The following is a 17,588-nucleotide window of genomic DNA, read 5'->3' as shown; positions in this document are numbered from 1 at the left end:
TCGGGGGTCAGGGCCGCGGGGCCGGGTCCTCCTCGCGCGGTGGCGGTTGCGGGGGCCGGGCGGCGAAGTAGGCGATGGTCTGCTTCAGCCCCTCCTCCCAGGGGATCTGGGGGGACCAGCCGAGGAGTTCGCGCGCGAGTGTGGTGTCGGGTCGGCGCCGGGCGGGGTCGTCGACGGGCCGGCCGACGAACGCGATCGGCGACCGGGAGCCGGTCAGGGCGACCACCCGGCGGGCCAGGTCGGCGACGGTGATCTCGTCGCTGCCGCCGATGTTCACCGGCCGTACGGCCCTGCTCGCGGCCACCCGCAGGACGCCGTCGACGGTGTCGTCCACGTAGCACAGCGAGCGGGTCTGGCTGCCGTCGCCGGTCACGGTGACCGGTTCGCCGGCCAGCGCCTGGCAGATGAAGGTGGGCACCGCACGGCCGTCGTGGGCCCGCATCCGCGGCCCGTAGGTGTTGAACAGCCGCACGATCCCGGCGTCGCTGCGCCTGGTGCCGGCGTGCGCGGTGACGAGTGCCTCGGCGAACCGCTTGGACTCGTCGTACACACTGCGCGGCCCGACCGGGTTCACATTGCCCCAGTAGCCCTCGTGCTGCGGGTGCACCAGCGGATCGCCGTACACCTCGGAGGTCGACGCGAGCAGGAGGCGCGCCCCGTCGCGTTCGGCGATCGCGAGGGCGTTGCGGGTGCCGAGACTGCCGACGTCCAGGGTCTCCAGGGGCAGGCGCAGATAGTCGGCGGGCGAGGCGGGGCAGGCGAAGTGCAGCACGAGGTCGTACGGCCCCGGCAGCAGCTCCACGCAGTCGGGCGCGGAGACGTCGAGCCGTGCGAACCGGAAACCTGGCCGTTCCTCGAGCGTGGCGACGTTCTCACGCCGGCCGCAGGCGAGATTGTCGGCACAGTCGACTTCGACCCCCGAATCCAGCAACCGTTCGCACAGATGGGAGCCGAGGAAGCCGGCGCCTCCGGTCACGAGGGCGCGCCGCCAGGAAAACGGTGTGGCACCAGTCATGGGGGCCTGTTCCTTCGTCCACGTCGTCGCGCCCCGGGAACGCTCCTGCCTGGGCGTTCGGCGCGTACCGCGTCGCCGGGGCCGAGCTTGCCGGCCTCGCTGGGGGTGCTGGGGAAACAAGGAGAGGGCTCGGGCCCCGCTGTTCCGGAGGACCGCCCTGGTCGGCCGCCGCTGGCTGGACGGCACGAGCACTGGGGTTCCCCTGCCAGTTGGTTTCACATGTTGCATCCTTATTGTCCGGAAGGCCGGGTGCTCGCGCGACTCCAACGACGTCAAGGCAGGTGGGGACGGCCGTGGGCGACGCCTGAAGGGAGTTCGAGAGGGCCATGCACGACGAGGTCACCGCCGCGCTGCTGCGCGCTCTGCGGCAACCCGGCCGGTCGACCGGGCGCGTACTGCTGACCGGCTGGTTCGGTTTTCCGGGACGGGGAGGCGACGGCCGGGAACGTACTGGCGCAGCGGCACGACTCGGCCGAGCTGACCGGCGCGGGCATCCGGCACGACACCGCATGGAGCCCGGGTTTCCGTCCCGGCCCGCTGTCGCTGGAGGCAGTCCGGCCGGCGGCGTACGACACCGTGCTCTTCGTGTGCGGCCCGGTGTACGGGCCCCAAGTCGCCGCCCTGCACGCCAGGTTCAGGACGTGTCATCGACTGGCCGCCGGCGTGTCGGTCGTCGACCCGGCGGATCCCGCGGCCACCGGTTTCCACGAGCTCGTCGCCCGGGACGGCACGGCGGCACCGGCCCGGCACGACCTCGCGGCCACGGCTCCGGCGGGCCCGCTGCCGCCGGTGGCCGGGGTGGTGCTCTCGCACGGGCAGGGCGAGTACGGCGCGCGGCGCCGCACGAGGAGGCCAAGGTCCGGCTCACCGGCCGGACGGCCGGCAAGGACTGCGCACGCCTGGCGGCCGACACCCGACTGGCCGCGGGCGACTGGCGGCTGTGCGCCACGGCCGAGCAGTTCCTGGCGCTGGTCTCCCGCTGCGACCTGGTGGTCACCACCCGGCTGCACGGTCTGGTGCCGGCCCTGCGCACCGGCACTCCGGTGATCGCCGTCGACCCGGTCTCGGGCGGCGCCAAGGTCGGCGCCCAGGCACGGGCGGTGGGCCGGCCGGCGCTGGTGGACGCGGGGGCGCCGAGCGAGGAGCTGCTGGACCACTGGTGGCGGTGGGCGCTGTCCCGGGCGGGCCGGACGGCAGCCGCGCGGCACATGGTGCGCTGATCCCGCGCGGGCGGGCCGTGTAGCGCGGCGCGCGCGGGGCACTCGGCGCGGCGACGGCAGGCCGCTCATGGGCCGCCGCGATGTCTCGCAGGAGGTGACGACATGGGTCACGGCGGAAACGTCATCCAGGAGCTGACGACCGATCACCGTGAGGTCGAGGAGATCTTCGGCCGTATCGAGGCGCTGCCGCCCGGCTCCAAGGACCGCAAGGACCTCGCCGACCAGGCGACGATCGAGCTGGTACGGCACTCGGTCGCGGAGGAGTCCTATCTGTACCCGGCGGTGCGCGAGCACATCACGGGTGGGGACGCCTTGGCGGACAAGGAGATCGAGGATCACGCCAAGGCCGAACAGATCATGAAGGACATGGAGGGCCTGCAGGCGGACGACCCCCGGTTCGACACGCTCATGGCACAGCTGATGAGCGAGATCCGGTCCCATGTGATGGACGAGGAGCAGAACCTCTTCCCGAGGATGGAGGCCGCCTGCACGGCGGACGCGCTGATGGACCTCGGCGACAAGGTGCGCCGCGCGAAGAAGATGGCTCCGACCCGCCCGCACCCCTCGGCACCTGACACTCCCCCGGCCAACAAGCTGCTGGCACCGGGAGCGGGCCTGGTCGACAGGATGCGCGACGCGCTGTCGGGGCGGGGGAAGAAAAGCTGAGGGTGAGCCGAGGGGCGAGCTGACGGTCGGTCGAGCCAGGGATCGCGACGGGGCTCGGCCCAGCTGATATGGCTGGGTGAACCCCGTCGGTCGTCCGTCCGCAGGGACGGGGCGGACGCCGGGCCCTGTCCGGCGAAGGCCGGCCTGTGTGCCGTGTCCGGCGAAGGCCGGCCTGCCGTGGGCCCCGGCTGCCGAATGGGCCCCGGGGAGCCCGCGAACCTTCGGGCGCGGCGTATGCGGGACGGGCCCGAGAAGCCCGGGACGAGCGGCCAGGGAGTCCGTGATCAGGGGCCGGGGAGCCCGCGGCCGGCCCAGGGCGGCGGTTGATGGCCACGGCGGCGGCTGACTGCCCATGACCGCCCAGGGGCCGGGCCGGTCATCGGCGTCTCGCCCTGCCGCATGTGTACCCCCGGTCACCAGGGCCGCAGGGCGAGGAGGCACCGGAGCCGGCCTCGGCCTGCGGCCCCGATCGGCCCGGCGACCGGTACGGCCCCGATCACGATCAGCACCGTCGCCGTATCAGCGTCACCGATCCGTGCACAACAAGCCCCTTGGATGCCTCCGCGCATCACAGCCACGGGCGCACGCCTGCTCCGGAGCGCGCGCGGGCGCGGTGACGGGCCGCTCGGCACAGGAGGCGGAGCGCCTGGAAGAGGGTCAGGGGCCAGAGCAGGGCGAAGCACCACAGCAGTGCGGGGTCCGAGGTGCGGACGCCCATGACGGCCACGAACGCCGAGGCGATGCCCAGCAGCAGCACCGCCACGGGCAGCCACACCCCTCGCGGTGGGTCGCCCATGCGGCGCGCGAACCTGCGGTCCTGCCTGAGGCAGGCCTCGATCTGCAGCAGCGCGACCCGTTCGCGTGGCGACAGCCGTACCTCATCGTGCATCTCCCAGTCGTCCACGGCAACGGCACCTCCTCCGCCGATCGGCGGTTTCCGTCCCCGGGCGCCCGAGTTCCCCCTGACGGCCCGGCCGATGCGGAGCCGCGACGACCCACCGTCCGGCCCCAGGGCTCCGCCCAGCGGCGGCCCGGAGCGCACGCCGGCCGTCTCGCAGTCGGGCCTGCCCTCCCACCCGGCCTGCCTGTGCGCCCCGGCCGCGAACACTCCTGCCGGGGAGGGCACTTCACCGCCGGGCTGGGGCGGTCCACGATCGCCTGACCGGACCGGCGCCTCGACGCGCGTCACTCGCGTAGCGGCGCCGAACTGCCCGCGGCGTCCCCGCCGTCCTCCCCAAGTGGCACGCCGGCCGGGGCTGGATGCGGCGGGCAACGCCCGTATCACCGCGGGCCGAAGCCGTCCGGCGGCGGGCAATGCGTGCGGCGGCCACGGGTGATGCGGCGCCACATCTGCTTCCCGGTGAGCTCCCGACCCATTGTGTTGAGCCTTGTGCCCCTTTACTGTTCGGGTTTGCCTGAGTCTGTTTGATGCTGATTGCTCAGTCGGTTGGAGGCCGCAGTGCGGAGTGATCGGATCGGTTCAGAGGTCGCGAGACCCGTTCGCGGTCGGTGGCGGAGGGCGGCCCTCGCGACGGCCGCGACCATCGCCCTGGCCGCGGGCATGACGGCGCCCGCCGCGGCGCAGGACGCCGGCGGGCAGGCACCCGCCGCCGCGCCTGCGGCAAGTCCGCAGGCGCACACGGTGAGTTTCGACGGCTACTCGTTCCTCGTCGACGGCAGGCGCACCTACCTGTGGTCCGGCGAGTTCCACTACTTCCGGCTCCCGAGTCCGGACCTGTGGCGCGACATCTTCCAGAAGATGAAGGCCGCCGGATTCAACGCCACCTCGTTGTACTTCGACTGGGGATACCACTCGCCGAAGCCGGGTGTGTACGACTTCAGCGGGGTGCGCGACGTCGACAAACTGCTCGACATGGCCGAGGAGGCCGGGCTCTACGTCATCGCGCGCCCGGCGCCGTACATCAACGCGGAGGTCGACAGCGGCGGTCTGCCCGGCTGGATGACCACCAAGGCCGGGCACAACCGCAGTGACGACCCGCAGTTCCTGAGGTACGCGGACGAGTGGCTGACCCGGATCGACCGGATCATCGCCCGCCACCAGCTGACCAACGGCACCGGGTCGGTCATCGCCTACCAGGTCGAGAACGAGTACTACAACGGCTCGGCGGCCGGCCGCTCCTACATGAAGCACCTGGAGGACAAGGCCCGCGCCGACGGCATCACGGTACCGCTGACCGGCAACAACAACGGCACCTTCAACTCCGGTACCGGCGCCCTGGACGTCGACGGACCGGACTCCTACCCGCAGGGCTTCAACTGCTCCAGCCCGTCGAAGTGGAACGGCGTACCCGACATCGGCTACGACCACCCGGACGGCAAGCCGCTGTACTCACCGGAGTTCCAGGGCGGCGCCTTCGACCCCTGGGGCGGGCCTGGCTACGACAAGTGCGCACAGCTGATCAACGACCGGTTCGCCGACGTGTTCTACAAACAGAACATAGCCGTCGGCGCCACCGCGCAGAGCTTCTACATGACCTACGGCGGCACCAACTGGGGCTGGCTGGGCATGCCGGAGAACTACACGTCCTACGACTACGGGGCCGCGATCCGCGAGAACCGCCGGCTCGATCCGAAGTACTACGAGGACAAGCTGATCGGGTACTTCACGCAGTCGGTCGCCCCGCTGACCAAGACCGAGGCGATCAGGGCCACACCGCCGGACGACTCCGCGGTCGTCGACACCGCCCGGATGAACCCCGACACCAAGACACAGTTCCACGTCCTGCGGCACGGGAACTCCACGTCCACGGCAGTCGACAGGACCCACATCTCGCTGGACTTCAACGCCCAGCCGGCCGCGGACACCACCTACACCTGGGACGACCCCGACTCCGCGCTGCAGTACGCCGGTTCGTGGTCGCACATGGCCGACCAGAGCTACACCGGCGGCGACTACAAGCACACCGAGTCGTTCTCCAACAAGGCCGGTGACTCGGTCACCGTCCCCTTCGACGGCACCGCGATCCGCTGGATCGGCTCGAAGACGAACAACCACGGCTACGCCGACGTCTACCTCGACGGCACCAAGGTGGCGACGGTCGACGACTCCGGCGGCGAGAACCAGGCGGTGATCTTCCAGAAGACCGGCCTGGCGCCCGGGGCGCACACGCTGAAGATCGTCGTCGACGGGAACCACGGCTCCGGCTCGACGGACAACTACGTGGCCATCGACGCCGTCGACGTGCCGACGGCCGCCGCCGCGGAGCCGACCTACCCGGTCGTGCCGCAGCAGCCGGGCACCGCGATCACGCTCGACGGGCGCGACTCGCACGTGATCGTGGCGAACTACCGGCTCGGGGACTCGCAACTGCAGTACTCGACGTCGGAGATCATGACCAGCGCGACGGTCGGGGGCCGGGACCTCGCCGTGCTCTACGGCGATCCGGGCAGCGACGGCGAGACCGTGCTGCACTACTCCTCCAGGCCCACCGTGACCAGCAGCGGCGGCACGGTCACGACCACCTGGGACGCGGCCACCGGTGACCTGCGCTTGAACTACACGCACAAGGGCCTGATCCGCATCGGCATCAGCGGCGGCGGATCGCGCCCGATGCTGCTGCTCGTCGGCGACAAGGCGACGGCGGAGACCTTCTGGCGTCAGGACACGGCGACCGGTCCGGTGCTCGTGCGCGGCACCCGCCTGCTGCGGACGGCGACCAGCCTGGACGGCGGCCGGACCGTGGCACTCACCGGCGACAACGCCGATGACAGGAACATCGAGGTGTTCACCTCCGCCGACCACGTCACCTGGAACGGCGGGACGTTGAACACCCAGGCCACCGACACGGGAAGCCTCACCGGGCAGATTCCCGTCGCGGCCCCGGTCCACCTGCCGGCGCTGACCGACTGGAAGCACGCCGAGGAGTCCCCCGAAGCGGCCCCCGGTTTCGACGACTCCAGCTGGCAGGTGGCCGACAGGACGACCACCAACAGCGTCTCCGGCGTCAACTCACTGCCGGTGCTCTACGCGGACGACTACGGCTTCCACACCGGCAACACGTGGTACCGCGGCCGCTTCCACGCCACCGGCAAGGAGACCGGCATCCACCTGGTCTCGGACTCCGGCGGCAGGGCGCAGGCGTTCTCCGCCTGGCTCAACGGCACCTTCCTGGGCAGTTCCACGACCGGCAGCGCAGACTTCGCCTTCCCGGCCGGTTCGGTGAGGCCGGAGGGCGACAACGTCATCTCCGTGCTCACCGTGAACATGGGGCACGAGGAGGACTACAACTCGACCAACGGCAACAAGACGGCGCGCGGCCTGACCAGCGCCTCGCTCGTCGGGGCGCCGCTGACCTCCGTCACCTGGCGGCTGCAGGGCGTACGGGGCGGCGAGGACCTGCAGGACCCGGTGCGCGGCCCGCTCTCGACGGGCGGCCTGTACGGCGAGCGGGCCGGCTGGTCCCTGCCGGGCTACCCGGACGGCGACTGGAACCGGGTGTCCCTGCCGACGACCGACACCCGTCCCGGGGTGTCCTGGTACCGCACCGACGTCAGCCTGGACCTGCCGCACGGCCAGGACACCTCGCTCGGGCTGTCGTTCAGTGACGACCCGTCGCGCAAGTACCGTGCCACGATCTTCGTGAACGGCTGGCAGGTCGGCAACTACGTCAACTACCTGGGCCCGCAGAGCACGTTCCCGGTCCCCGACGGGATCCTGAACCCCAACGGCCGGAACAGCATCGCCATCGCCGTGTGGAACCTGGACGGCAGCACCGGCGGGCTCGGCAAGGTCTCGCTCGTGAACTACGGCAGCCATGCCTCGTCCCTGCGCGTCGCGCAGAACGACAGCCCCCGCTACGACCACCGGAAGTACGCGATGCCGCAGCGTCCGGGAGCGGATGTCACCCTGGACGTGCCGGACACCGCTCAGTCAGGACAGGCCTTCACGGCCGAGGCGACGGTGCGGGTGCCGCAGGACCGGCCGTCCGCCTCCCGTCTGACGGCCTCGCTCGCCCTGCCCGACGGCTGGAGCGCGAGCGCCCCGAGCCCCACCTCGGTCCAGCGCCTGCGCCCCGGCGGATCGGCCACCTTCACCTGGAGGGTCCAGCCGCCGGCCGGGACGCTGCCCTCCGCCTCGGCACTCACCGCCACTGTGCGCTACCTGCAGAACGGACGGCAGTCTGCCGGCGGTGACGAGCGCATCGTCGGCGGGATCCCACCGGCCCCGCCGGCCGGGAAGAGCGCCGTGAGCGACCTGCCGTTCCTGTCGTCCACCAACGGGTGGGGTCCGGTGGAGCGTGACAGCAGCGTCGGCGAGCAGGCGGCCGGGGACGGCCGTCCGATCCGTGTCGCCGGCGTCGGTTACGCCAAGGGCCTGGGCACCAACTCGGTCAGCGACGTCGAGCTCTATCTCGCCGGAAAGTGCTCTCGGTTGACGGCGGACGTCGGTGTCGACGACGAGACGGGCGGTGCCGGAACGGTGACGTTCTCCGTGATCGCCGACGGCAGGACCCTGGTCACCACGCCCACGATTCGCGGCGGACAGGCAGCGGTGCCGATCGACGTCGACGTCAGCGGCGCCCAGGTGGTCGACCTCAAGGTCGGTGACGCCGGAGACGGCAACGGCAACGACCACGGCGACTGGGCGATGCCGACGCTGACGTGCGGCTAGGGCCTGGGTCTGCCGTGCCGTCCGCTGTGTCATCTGCTGGGCGATCTTCCGTGCGATCTTCTGTGCGATGTTTCGTGCGAGCACAGTCGGCCACTGGACGCTACAGACCGTAAAGCCGCTCGGTCGCAAGTGACCTCCGCTGCCGCAAGGTCGATACTTCCAGTAGACGGGGCGGGCGGCCGCCTCCACCGGGCGGCCGCCCGCACCTGATGCCCCGTCACCGAAGGGTCCTGAGCCGAAGTGCCGAGCTCACGAGGAGACACCCATGAAGATGCTGTTCAACGTGCCGGAGACCGTCGTGGCGGACGCGCTGCGCGGGATGGCGGCCGCGTATCCCGATCTGACGGTGGACGTGGAGAACCGGGTGATCGTCCGCCGGGACGCTCCCGTGGCCGGGCAGGTCGCGCTGGTGTCCGGTGGCGGGTCGGGGCACGAGCCGCTGCACGGCGGGTTCGTCGGCCCGGGCATGCTCGCCGCCGCCTGCCCGGGAGAGGTGTTCACCTCCCCGGTGCCGGACCAGATGGTGCGTGCCGCGGCGGCCGTGGACAGCGGCGCCGGCGTGCTGTTCGTCGTGAAGAACTACACCGGCGACGTGCTCAACTTCGACATGGCGGCCGAACTGGCCGAGGACGAGGGCATCCAGGTCGCCAAGGTGCTGGTCAATGACGATGTGGCGGTCACCGACAGCCTGTACACGGCCGGGCGGCGCGGCACCGGTGCGACGCTGTTCGTGGAGAAGATCGCGGGCGCCGCCGCGGCCGAGGGGCAGCCGCTGGAGCGGGTCGAGTCCATCGGGCGTCAGGTGAACGAGAACTCGCGGAGCTTCGGTGTGGCACTCAGCGCCTGTACGACCCCGGCGAAGGGCAGCCCCACCTTCGATCTTCCGGACGGTGAGCTGGAGTTGGGCATCGGCATCCACGGCGAGCCGGGCCGGGAGCGGCGGCCGATGATGACGTCCGGGGAGATCGCCGACTTCGCGGTGAACGCGGTCCTGGAGGACATGCCGCCGCGCAGCCCCGTGCTGGTGCTGGTCAACGGCATGGGCGCCACCCCGCTGCTGGAGCTGTACGGTTTCAACGCCGAGGTGCAGCGGGTGCTGCGCGAACGCGGCGTCGCCGTGGCCCGTACGCTCGTCGGCAACTACGTCACCTCCCTGGACATGGCGGGCGCCTCGGTGACGCTGTGTCAGGTCGACGAGGAGCTGCTGCGGCTGTGGGACGCGCCGGTGAGCACTCCTGCGCTGCGGTGGGGGATGTGATACGGCGGACGAGGCGACCATCACCCGCAGCACGCCGGTCACCACCTCTACCACGCAAGGAGATCCAGTGCTCGACGCCGACTTCTTCCGCCGTTGGATGGCGACGACCGCCGCGTCCGTCGAACGTGAGGCGGAGCGGCTGACCGCCCTCGACTCGGCGATCGGGGACGCCGACCACGGCAGCAATCTGCAGCGCGGCTTCACCGCCGTACGGGCCGCCCTGGAGAAGGAGGCGCCGGACACCCCGGGCGCGGTCCTGGTACTGGCCGGGCGGCAGCTCATCTCCACCGTCGGCGGCGCGTCCGGGCCGCTGTACGGCACGCTGCTGCGCCGCACCGGCAAGGCGCTCGGCGACGAGGCCGAGGTCAGCGAGGAGGAGCTGGCCGAGGCGCTGCGCGCGGGCGTGGACGGGGTGATGGCGCTGGGCGGGGCGGCCCCCGGCGACAAGACCATGATCGACGCCCTGGTGCCGGCCGTGGACGCGCTCGGCGAAGGCTTCGCCGCCGCGCGGGCCGCCGCCGAGGAGGGCGCGATGGCCACCGTCCCGCTGCAGGCGCGCAAGGGCCGGGCGAGCTATCTCGGCGAGCGCAGCATCGGCCACCAGGACCCGGGGGCGACCTCGTCGGCGCTGCTCATCGCCAGTCTGCAAGAGGCAGCAGAGGGCGGACGGTGAGCGACGAGAAGGTCGTCGGGATCGTGCTGGTGTCGCACAGCGCGGAAGTGGCCGCCTCGGTCGCCGACTTGGCGAAGGGCCTGGCGGGCGGGGCTCCCGCGGTGCCCGTGGCGCCGGCGGGCGGCACCGAGGGCGGCGGGCTCGGCACCAGCGCCGAGCTGATCTCCGCCGCGGCGGCCTCCGTGGACCGGGGCGCCGGGGTGGCGGTGCTCACCGATCTCGGCAGTGCCGTGCTCACCGTGAAGGCCCTGATCGCCGAGGGTGACGAACTGCCGGACGGCACCCGGCTGGTGGACGCGCCGTTCGTCGAGGGTGCGGTGGCGGCGGTGGTCACCGCCGCCACGGGGGCCGACCTGGACGCGGTGGAGGCCGCGGCGGCGGAGGCGTACGGCTACCGCAAGGTGTGACCGGCCGCGGGGGCCGGCCGGTCACCTGTTCGCGAGGAACAGCCTGGCCAGCCGCGCTCCTGCGGCCACTGCCGCCGGGTGGTCCTGGATGGGGTTCACGCGGGAGTTCCTGAAGACGATGTAGGTGACCCCGGAGGGCACCCCGCCGCCGCGCGGGTCGGCCCGGATGCCGAGGCCCCGTGCCGTGGCGTAGGAGGCCTCGCCGATGACGTCGCGCGCGCCTGTGTCGCCCACCACGGCGTACTGCACCCGGCCCCGGTAGACGACGGCGGCGACCGAGCCGCCCCGTACGCCGTGCTTGCGGGGGTTCCAGGTGCGGCTGGGGGCCGGCACCACGATGTAGGGCAGTCTCTCCGCGCTCAGATGGCGGCCGTCGGACTGCTGGTAGGCGGTCGTGGCGGCGAACTGCGGGTCGGTGCCGGGGTTGCAGCGGGCGGTGGACCGTCCGTCGCAGTCGATGTCCATGTCGGCCTTCCAGAAGACGGCGTCCCGGGTGCCGCAGACGGGCACGGTCCGGGGACGGCCGGCGTCGGTGCGGTACCGGCCGCGGGAGATCCGGTGGCACTCGCCCAGCCGGGCCAGCAGGTCGGTGGCGGCCACCGCGCCCTCGCTACGGGCCACGGGCCTCTCCCGGGGCGGGCCGGGGGCGGCCGGGGCGGGCAGCACGGCCGGGACGTGCAGCGCGGCCGGGACGTGCAGCGCGGCCGGGGCGAGCAGGGCGACGCCGGCCAGGGCCGGCGTCAGCGACGGGACACGCACGATGATGGACCCTCTCGTCGGGGACGGGGCGGACGTCCGGCCGCTGCGCGGCGGACATCCCGCCCACTGTGGTGCGCGTCCACGCCCACCGGCCGTACGGGGCGCTCCGAAGCGGCCGGATGGAGCAAGCTTCTGACGCGCGTGAGGGACACAGGAAAGTAAAACGGCAGGTCAAACGGAAGGACGGCGGCAGGACGACGAGAGGGGCGGTGACTTTCGACAGCAGGGGCCGGGGATCCGGGCCGAATCCGGTCCGGATCCCCCGGCCGCCCGCACCGGCGCGGGATAGGCGACGACAGCGTGTCCGCGCCACGCGGCATGAACTTCCCTGCTCCCTGGGGCAGTTCAGCCGTCGGGGCCCTCAGCATACGTAACTTCCCGGTGTGGTCACCAACACGGGCCCGCATCGGTCACCCACGCGGCCCCCTTGCCGAGCCGCACCCGCCGCGCCATATTGGTCCGGACCTTTGCGTGATGCCCATGCCGCCGTTCCGGGGGAGGCAGAGCCGTGCGACGCGTTCCGTGGCCGCTCGTGCTGGTCTGCGGGGCCCTGCTGCTGGTCGCGTCCTGCGGCTGGAGCCAGGCCGACGAAGACGACGAAGGCCGGGCACCAGGTGCTCCGACCGGGGTCACCGCACAGGCGGGCAGCGCCACCAGCGTCCACGTGATGTGGAACGCGGTACCGGACAGCCCCGGTGTCCGCACCTACGAGGTATATCGCGGCACCACGAAGGTGGAGGATGTTCCGGGTTCACAGCACATGGTGGACGTCACCAGGCTCAGGCCGTCCACCGTGTATGCCTTCACCGTGCGGGCCCGGGACACCGACGGGCTGCTCGGACCGCCGAGCCGTGCGGTGCGGGCGCGGACACCGGCCATGGCGCCGGCGGACCGCTCGGCGCCCACCCGGCCGTCGCATCCCGCCGGGCGGGTGCTCGGCGCCCGGGAGGTCCAGCTGTCGTGGGGCGCGTCCCGGGACGACCGGGGTGTGGTGTCGTACGACGTGTACCAGGGCGGGGCGAAGATCCACAGCGTCGGCGGGAACCAGAGCACGACCGTGGTCACCGGACTGCGCCCCGGCACCGCTTACGTCTTCACGGTGCGGTCCCGCGACGCCGCCGACAACCTCTCCCCCGCGAGCGCCCCGGTCCGCCTCACGACCCCGGGCACCGACGATGGGCGCAGCACCGCGCCCACCGGTTTCACCGCGAAGACCCACCGGGCCGGCGGGGCGTACTACATCGATCTGTCCTGGGATCCGCCGCCCGTGGACGGGGTGATCACCGAGTACCGGATCCGGCTCGACGGCACCGCGGCGACCTCGCTGGTGTGGGGCGGCACCCCACCGACCGGCCGGTCGAGCTACAGCTTCTACGTCGGCCGGAACGCCGGCGAGGAACACCGGGTGCGGCTGCGGGCACGGCTGCCGGACGGCACGTGGGGCGGCTGGTCGCCGGAGCGAACGGTGACCACGGCAGCCCCGTGAGCGGCTCGGGACCGTGCAGTCATGCGGCTCCGCCGCGTGGGCGCCGCCCTGCGCCGGACGTGGGACACGGTCACCTGACCGGCTCCCGTCCAGGTGCGGCCGCTCCCGCGCCCACGTTGGCTGCTGCCCAGGCAGCACGGACGTTTCCCGACCCCTGGCGGCGCATGGGACGTACCGCCGACCGTGCCGCCGGAGGCCAGCCCATGCATCCCTCGCGACTCCTCGTCCGCTCCGGTCTGACCCTGGCGGCCGCCGCGGCGCTGCCCGCCGCCCTCGCCGGGCCGTCCGCCGCGGCCTCGGGCATCTCCGTCAGCACCACCGGGTCCACCGTCTCGGTGGTCACCAGCGCATGCTCCGAGATCAACGGCAGCTGGGGCAACGCGGCCCTGCTCACCAGCAAGCAGGCGAACTTCGCCCAGGGTCGGCAGGTGTCTCTGGCGGGCACGTCCGTCAGCCAGTCCGCGGCCTGGCGGGGAGTGAGCCCGGGGACGTACACCGTCGTCGTGGTGTGCTCCAGCGGCAGCACCGCGGGCAACCAGTCGGTGACCGTCTCGTCCGGCTCGGGGCCGACGACCTCCTCGACGACCTCGTCGACGTCCTCATCCACGACCTCGTCCACGACCTCGTCATCGGCCTCGCCGGCGCCCTCCCGGGGTGTGCTGGGCGGCCTGGGCGGTGCCGCCCGGGACTACGGTCCGCTGACGCTGGGCATCGGCGCGGCGCTGGTGGGCACCGGGGTCATCGCCACGGGCTGGTATCTGCGCCGGCGTTCGAGGCCGTACCGGCTCTGACGCACCGTCTGCGGACCCGGCTCAGTCGCCCTGGGGAAGTTCGGCGAACTCCGCCAGGGCGTGGGTGAGCCACTGGGTCCAGAAGGTCTCCAGGTCGATGCCGGCCCGCAGCACGAGATGGCGCATCCGGTCCTCGGGGGCGTCCCGGTCCGGCGGGAAGTCGCGCTTCTCGATCTCCCGGTACTCGGCCAACTGCCGCCGGTGCAGCTCGAGATGGCGGCGCAGGTCGGCGTCCAGGCCCGCCGTGCCGACCACCGCCGCGGCCCGCAGCCGCAGCAGGAGCGTGTCCCGCAGCGGCTTGGGGTCCTGCGCGGCGGCGGCCCACCGGGCCAGTTCGGCACGGCCCGCGGGCAGCACCTCGTAGCTCTTCTTCTGCCCGCGGGCCGGCGCTTCCGCCGGCAGGGCGCGGATGAGGCCGTCGGCCTCCAGACGCCCCAGCTCGCGATAGATCTGCTGGTGCGTCGCCGACCAGAAGTAGCCGATCGACTTGTCGAACCGGCGGGTCAGCTCCAGCCCCGACGACGGCTTTTCCAGCAGGGCGGTGAGGATCGCGTGCGGGAGTGACATGGCCTCATCCTAGGGATCGCCCGTACGGGGCCTACAGCGCCGCTGCCAGCTCCGTGCCCTGCTTGATGGCCCGCTTGGCGTCCAGTTCCGCCGCGACGTCCGCGCCGCCGATCAGATGGACGCTGCGCCTGGCGGCGGCCAGCTCCTCGTACAGGTCGCGGCGCGGCTCCTGGCCGGCGCACAGGACCACCGTGTCGACCTCCAGCACCGTGCTCTCCTCGCCGACGGTGATGTGCAGGCCCGCGTCGTCGATCCGGTCGTAGCGGACGCCCGGGACCATGGTCACGCCGCGGTGCTTGAGCTCGGTGCGGTGGATCCAGCCGGTGGTCTTGCCGAGCCCGGCGCCGACCTTGGTGGTCTTGCGCTGGAGCAGGTGCACCCGGCGGGGCGGGGCGGGCCGCTGCGGTGCGGCGAGGCCGCCCGGCGTCCGGTAGTCCATGTCGACACCCCAGGCGCGGAAGTACGTCTCCGGGTCCTCGCTCGCCTTGTCCCCGCCGTCGGTGAGGTACTCGGCGACGTCGAAGCCGATGCCGCCGGCGCCGACGATGGCGACCCGCTCGCCGACGGTCGCGCCGCCCTGCAGCACGTCGAGGTAGCCCACGACGCGGGGGTGGTCGACGCCGGGGATGTCGGGGGTGCGCGGGGTGACACCGGTGGCGACCACGACCTCGTCGTAACCGTCCAGGTCGGCTGCGGTGACCCAGGTGTCGAGGCGTATGTCCACACCGTGAGCGTCGAGCTGGTGGCGGAAGTAGCGCAGCGTCTCGTCGAACTCCTGCTTGCCGGGGACCCTGCGGGCCACGTTGAGCTGGCCGCCGACCTCGCTCGCCGCGTCGAACAGCGTGACGGCGTGGCCGCGTTCGGCGGCGGAGACCGCGCAGGCGAGTCCGGCCGGACCCGCGCCCACGACCGCGACGCGCTTCTTCAGCCGGGTCGGGGAGAGCACCAGCTCGGTCTCGTGGCAGGCGCGCGGGTTGACCAGGCAGGAGGTGATCTTTCCGCTGAAGGTGTGGTCGAGACAGGCCTGGTTGCAGCCGATGCAGGTGTTGATGGCCTCGGGTGTCCCGGCGGCGGCCTTGGCGACGAAGTCGGGATCGGCCAGCATCGGGCGGGCCATCGACACCATGTCGGCGCAACCGCCCGCCAGCAGCTCCTCGGCGAGTTCGGGGGTGTTGATGCGGTTGGTGGTCACCAGCGGCACGGACACCTCGCCCATGAGCTTCTTGGTGACCCAGGTGTAGGCGCCGCGCGGCACGGAGGTGGCGATGGTGGGGATGCGGGCCTCGTGCCAGCCGATGCCGGTGTTGATGATCGTCGCCCCGGCGGTCTCGACCGCCCTGCCGAGGGCGATCACCTCGTCGAGGGAGGAGCCGCCCGGGACCAGGTCCAGCATGGAGAGGCGGTAGATGACGATGAAGTCCTCGCCGACGGCCTCGCGCACCCGCTTGACGATCTCGACCGGGAAACGCATCCGGTTCTCGTAGGACCCGCCCCAGCGGTCGGTGCGCCGGTTGGTCTGCGCGGCGATGAACTCGTTGATGAGGTAGCCCTCGGAGCCCATGATCTCCACGCCGTCGTAGCCTGCCTGCCTGGCGAGGCGGGCGGCGCGGGCGTAGTCGTCGATGGTCCGCTCCACGTCGGCGTCGGTCAGTTCGCGCGGCGCGAAGGGGCTGATCGGCGCCTGCAGCGGGCTGGGGGCGACGAGGTCCTGGTGGTAGGCGTACCGCCCGAAGTGCAGGATCTGCATCGCGATCCGGCCGCCCTCGCGGTGCACGGCCTCGGTGACCACCCTGTGCTGCTCGGCCTCCGCCTCGGTGGTGAGCTTGGCGCCGCCCTCGTACGGCCGGCCCTCCTCGTTGGGCGCGATGCCGCCGGTGACGATGAGACCGACTCCACCGCGGGCGCGGGCCGCGTAGAACGCCGCCATGCGCTCGAAGCCGCGCTCGGCCTCCTCAAGACCGACGTGCATGGAACCCATGAGCACGCGGTTGGGCAGGGTGGTGAAGCCCAGGTCGAGCGGGGTCATCAGGTGCGGGTAACGGCTCATCGGGCCCTCCGTGCGCGGTGTCGTCGCCTCTTGTTGTAGAGGAAGCCGGAGCCTTTATGCAACTAGTTGCACAACTGGGGAGGGGTGACGCGGAACACTCTGTACCTACTAGTATGTACACGCTGGAAGACACGGAACCGCCCGGCCCGCTCCGAAAGGACGCCCCACCATGCCCTTCGTCCGCATAGACACACTCGGCACCGACCCCGCCCGCCTCGACGCGCTCGGCCGGGCCGTCCAGGACGCCCTGGTGGAGACGCTCGGCGTCCCGCCCGACGACCGCTTCCAGGTCCTGACCGGACACGACGGCGCCACCAGCACCCTGCGCCACGGGGACCACCTGGGCCTGTGCAAGGACGACTCGGTCGTCTTCGTCGCCATCACCATGCGCTCGGGGCGCTCCCCGGAGCGCAAGCGCGCGCTCTACCGGCGGATCGCCGAGCTGGTGCACGAGCGCACCGGCACCGCGCCGCGCAATGTGCTGGTCAGCGTCACCGAGAACACCTGCATCGACTGGTCCTTCGGCGACGGCGAGGCGCAGTACGCCCCGGCCGACGGGGAGCCGGCCGGGGCGCTTCCGTAGTGCGCGAGAGGGTCAGCGGCTGCGCAGCCGCAGATGCAGGTCCCTCTCCTGGTCGCCGGAGGCCGTGCAGGTCTCCTCGACGGTGAACATCGAGTCCAGGGTGTGCCGGAACCGGTCCACGGCCCAGTAGCCGCCCTGGACGTCCGCCTGGATGGTCGCGTCGAGGTGGACCGGCGGGCATCCCGGCCCCCGGGCGTCCGCGACGTCGTACGTGCCGAGCCACACCATGGGCCGGACCTCGTGGAGCTGCTGAGGGATCTCGTCCGCGCCCCGGTCGGAGGCGAAGCAGGAGCTCAGCGCGTCGAAGACGAGGCGGGCGTCCTCCTTGGAACCGCTGATCTCCACCATGACGGTTTCCGGGTGCGACCGCTCCGTGTGTGCCATTGATCGCTCCTTTCGTGCCGCGCCGCGGTGGAAGGGGGTACCCCGCCGAACCGCGTCCATCCCCAGGAAAGCACCACCGGCCGGTCGGCACACCCCAGGC

15 protein-coding genes are annotated in these 17,588 nt (G+C 72.2%); 9 read left to right on the top strand and 6 right to left on the bottom strand.

Annotated elements, in window-relative coordinates; translation table 11 throughout:
• Nucleotides 1-7: 7 nt before the first annotated feature.
• Nucleotides 8-1,015, bottom strand: a complete 1,008-nt coding sequence (locus LMU33_RS22955) for an NAD-dependent epimerase/dehydratase family protein (RefSeq protein ID WP_228622410.1) — start codon at nt 1,013-1,015, stop codon at nt 8-10.
• A gap of 641 nt (nt 1,016-1,656) precedes the next feature.
• Between LMU33_RS22955 and LMU33_RS22950 the strand changes: the two genes are divergently transcribed.
• The gene (locus LMU33_RS22950) at nt 1,657-2,235 is read left to right on the top strand and encodes a polysaccharide pyruvyl transferase family protein (protein ID WP_228622409.1); all 579 of its coding nucleotides are present in this window, start codon (nt 1,657-1,659) and stop codon (nt 2,233-2,235) included.
• 102 nt (nt 2,236-2,337) lie between these two features.
• Entirely contained in the window at nt 2,338-2,901 is a 564-nt protein-coding gene (locus LMU33_RS22945) for a hemerythrin domain-containing protein (protein ID WP_228622408.1), read from the top strand.
• Between the two features lie 568 nt (nt 2,902-3,469).
• On the opposite strand, the gene LMU33_RS22940 is transcribed toward LMU33_RS22945, so the two are convergent.
• Nucleotides 3,470-3,805: a DUF3040 domain-containing protein gene (locus LMU33_RS22940; RefSeq protein ID WP_228622407.1), complete on the bottom strand. Its 336-nt coding sequence runs from the start codon at nt 3,803-3,805 to the stop codon at nt 3,470-3,472.
• A gap of 657 nt (nt 3,806-4,462) precedes the next feature.
• Between LMU33_RS22940 and LMU33_RS22935 the strand changes: the two genes are divergently transcribed.
• From LMU33_RS22935 to LMU33_RS22920, 4 genes are all read left to right on the top strand, one after another.
• Nucleotides 4,463-8,533 (top strand): beta-galactosidase, encoded by a 4,071-nt coding sequence (locus LMU33_RS22935; protein WP_249814121.1) that lies wholly within the window; start codon nt 4,463-4,465, stop codon nt 8,531-8,533.
• Between the two features lie 265 nt (nt 8,534-8,798).
• Nucleotides 8,799-9,791, top strand: coding sequence for a dihydroxyacetone kinase subunit DhaK (gene dhaK / locus LMU33_RS22930; protein ID WP_228622405.1), 993 nt, complete (start codon nt 8,799-8,801; stop codon nt 9,789-9,791).
• Between the two features lie 67 nt (nt 9,792-9,858).
• Nucleotides 9,859-10,464, top strand: coding sequence for a dihydroxyacetone kinase subunit DhaL (gene dhaL / locus LMU33_RS22925; RefSeq protein WP_228622404.1), 606 nt, complete (start codon nt 9,859-9,861; stop codon nt 10,462-10,464).
• Complete coding sequence (locus LMU33_RS22920; RefSeq protein WP_228622403.1) at nt 10,461-10,871, top strand: PTS-dependent dihydroxyacetone kinase phosphotransferase subunit DhaM; 411 nt, start codon at nt 10,461-10,463, stop codon at nt 10,869-10,871. Before dhaL ends, LMU33_RS22920 begins: the two co-directional genes overlap by 4 nt.
• Before the next feature lie 21 nt (nt 10,872-10,892).
• On the opposite strand, the gene LMU33_RS22915 is transcribed toward LMU33_RS22920, so the two are convergent.
• The gene (locus tag LMU33_RS22915) at nt 10,893-11,630 is read right to left on the bottom strand and encodes a glycoside hydrolase family 75 protein (protein WP_228622402.1); all 738 of its coding nucleotides are present in this window, start codon (nt 11,628-11,630) and stop codon (nt 10,893-10,895) included.
• Between the two features lie 508 nt (nt 11,631-12,138).
• On the opposite strand from LMU33_RS22915, the gene LMU33_RS22910 reads away from it, so the two are divergent.
• Nucleotides 12,139-13,116, top strand: coding sequence for a fibronectin type III domain-containing protein (locus LMU33_RS22910; protein ID WP_228622401.1), 978 nt, complete (start codon nt 12,139-12,141; stop codon nt 13,114-13,116).
• A gap of 203 nt (nt 13,117-13,319) precedes the next feature.
• On the top strand, nt 13,320-13,907 hold the full coding sequence (locus LMU33_RS22905) for a hypothetical protein (RefSeq protein ID WP_228622400.1): 588 nt from the start codon (nt 13,320-13,322) through the stop codon (nt 13,905-13,907).
• Nucleotides 13,908-13,928: 21 nt separating this feature from the next.
• Here the strand turns inward: LMU33_RS22905 and LMU33_RS22900 are convergent, their stop codons facing one another.
• Nucleotides 13,929-14,474 (bottom strand): PadR family transcriptional regulator, encoded by a 546-nt coding sequence (locus LMU33_RS22900; protein ID WP_228622399.1) that lies wholly within the window; start codon nt 14,472-14,474, stop codon nt 13,929-13,931.
• Between the two features lie 31 nt (nt 14,475-14,505).
• Nucleotides 14,506-16,521, bottom strand: a complete 2,016-nt coding sequence (locus LMU33_RS22895; RefSeq protein ID WP_228622398.1) for an NADPH-dependent 2,4-dienoyl-CoA reductase — start codon at nt 16,519-16,521, stop codon at nt 14,506-14,508.
• A 169-nt stretch (nt 16,522-16,690) separates the two neighbouring features.
• Here LMU33_RS22895 and LMU33_RS22890 point away from each other — a divergent pair, with 169 nt between their 5' ends.
• Nucleotides 16,691-17,104 carry a tautomerase family protein gene (locus LMU33_RS22890; RefSeq protein WP_228622397.1) on the top strand — a complete coding sequence of 138 codons (414 nt, stop codon included), beginning with the start codon at nt 16,691-16,693 and terminating at the stop codon, nt 17,102-17,104.
• A gap of 12 nt (nt 17,105-17,116) precedes the next feature.
• Here the strand turns inward: LMU33_RS22890 and LMU33_RS22885 are convergent, their stop codons facing one another.
• Nucleotides 17,117-17,488: a hypothetical protein gene (locus tag LMU33_RS22885; protein ID WP_228622396.1), complete on the bottom strand. Its 372-nt coding sequence runs from the start codon at nt 17,486-17,488 to the stop codon at nt 17,117-17,119.
• Nucleotides 17,489-17,588 lie beyond the last annotated feature (100 nt).

It is taken from the genome of Streptomyces barringtoniae, assembly GCF_020819595.1.
Classification (GTDB): Bacteria; Actinomycetota; Actinomycetes; order Streptomycetales; family Streptomycetaceae; genus Streptomyces; species Streptomyces barringtoniae.
The sequence above is the reverse complement of the archived record's forward strand: the minus strand, read 5'-3'. Positions and strand labels throughout refer to the sequence as shown.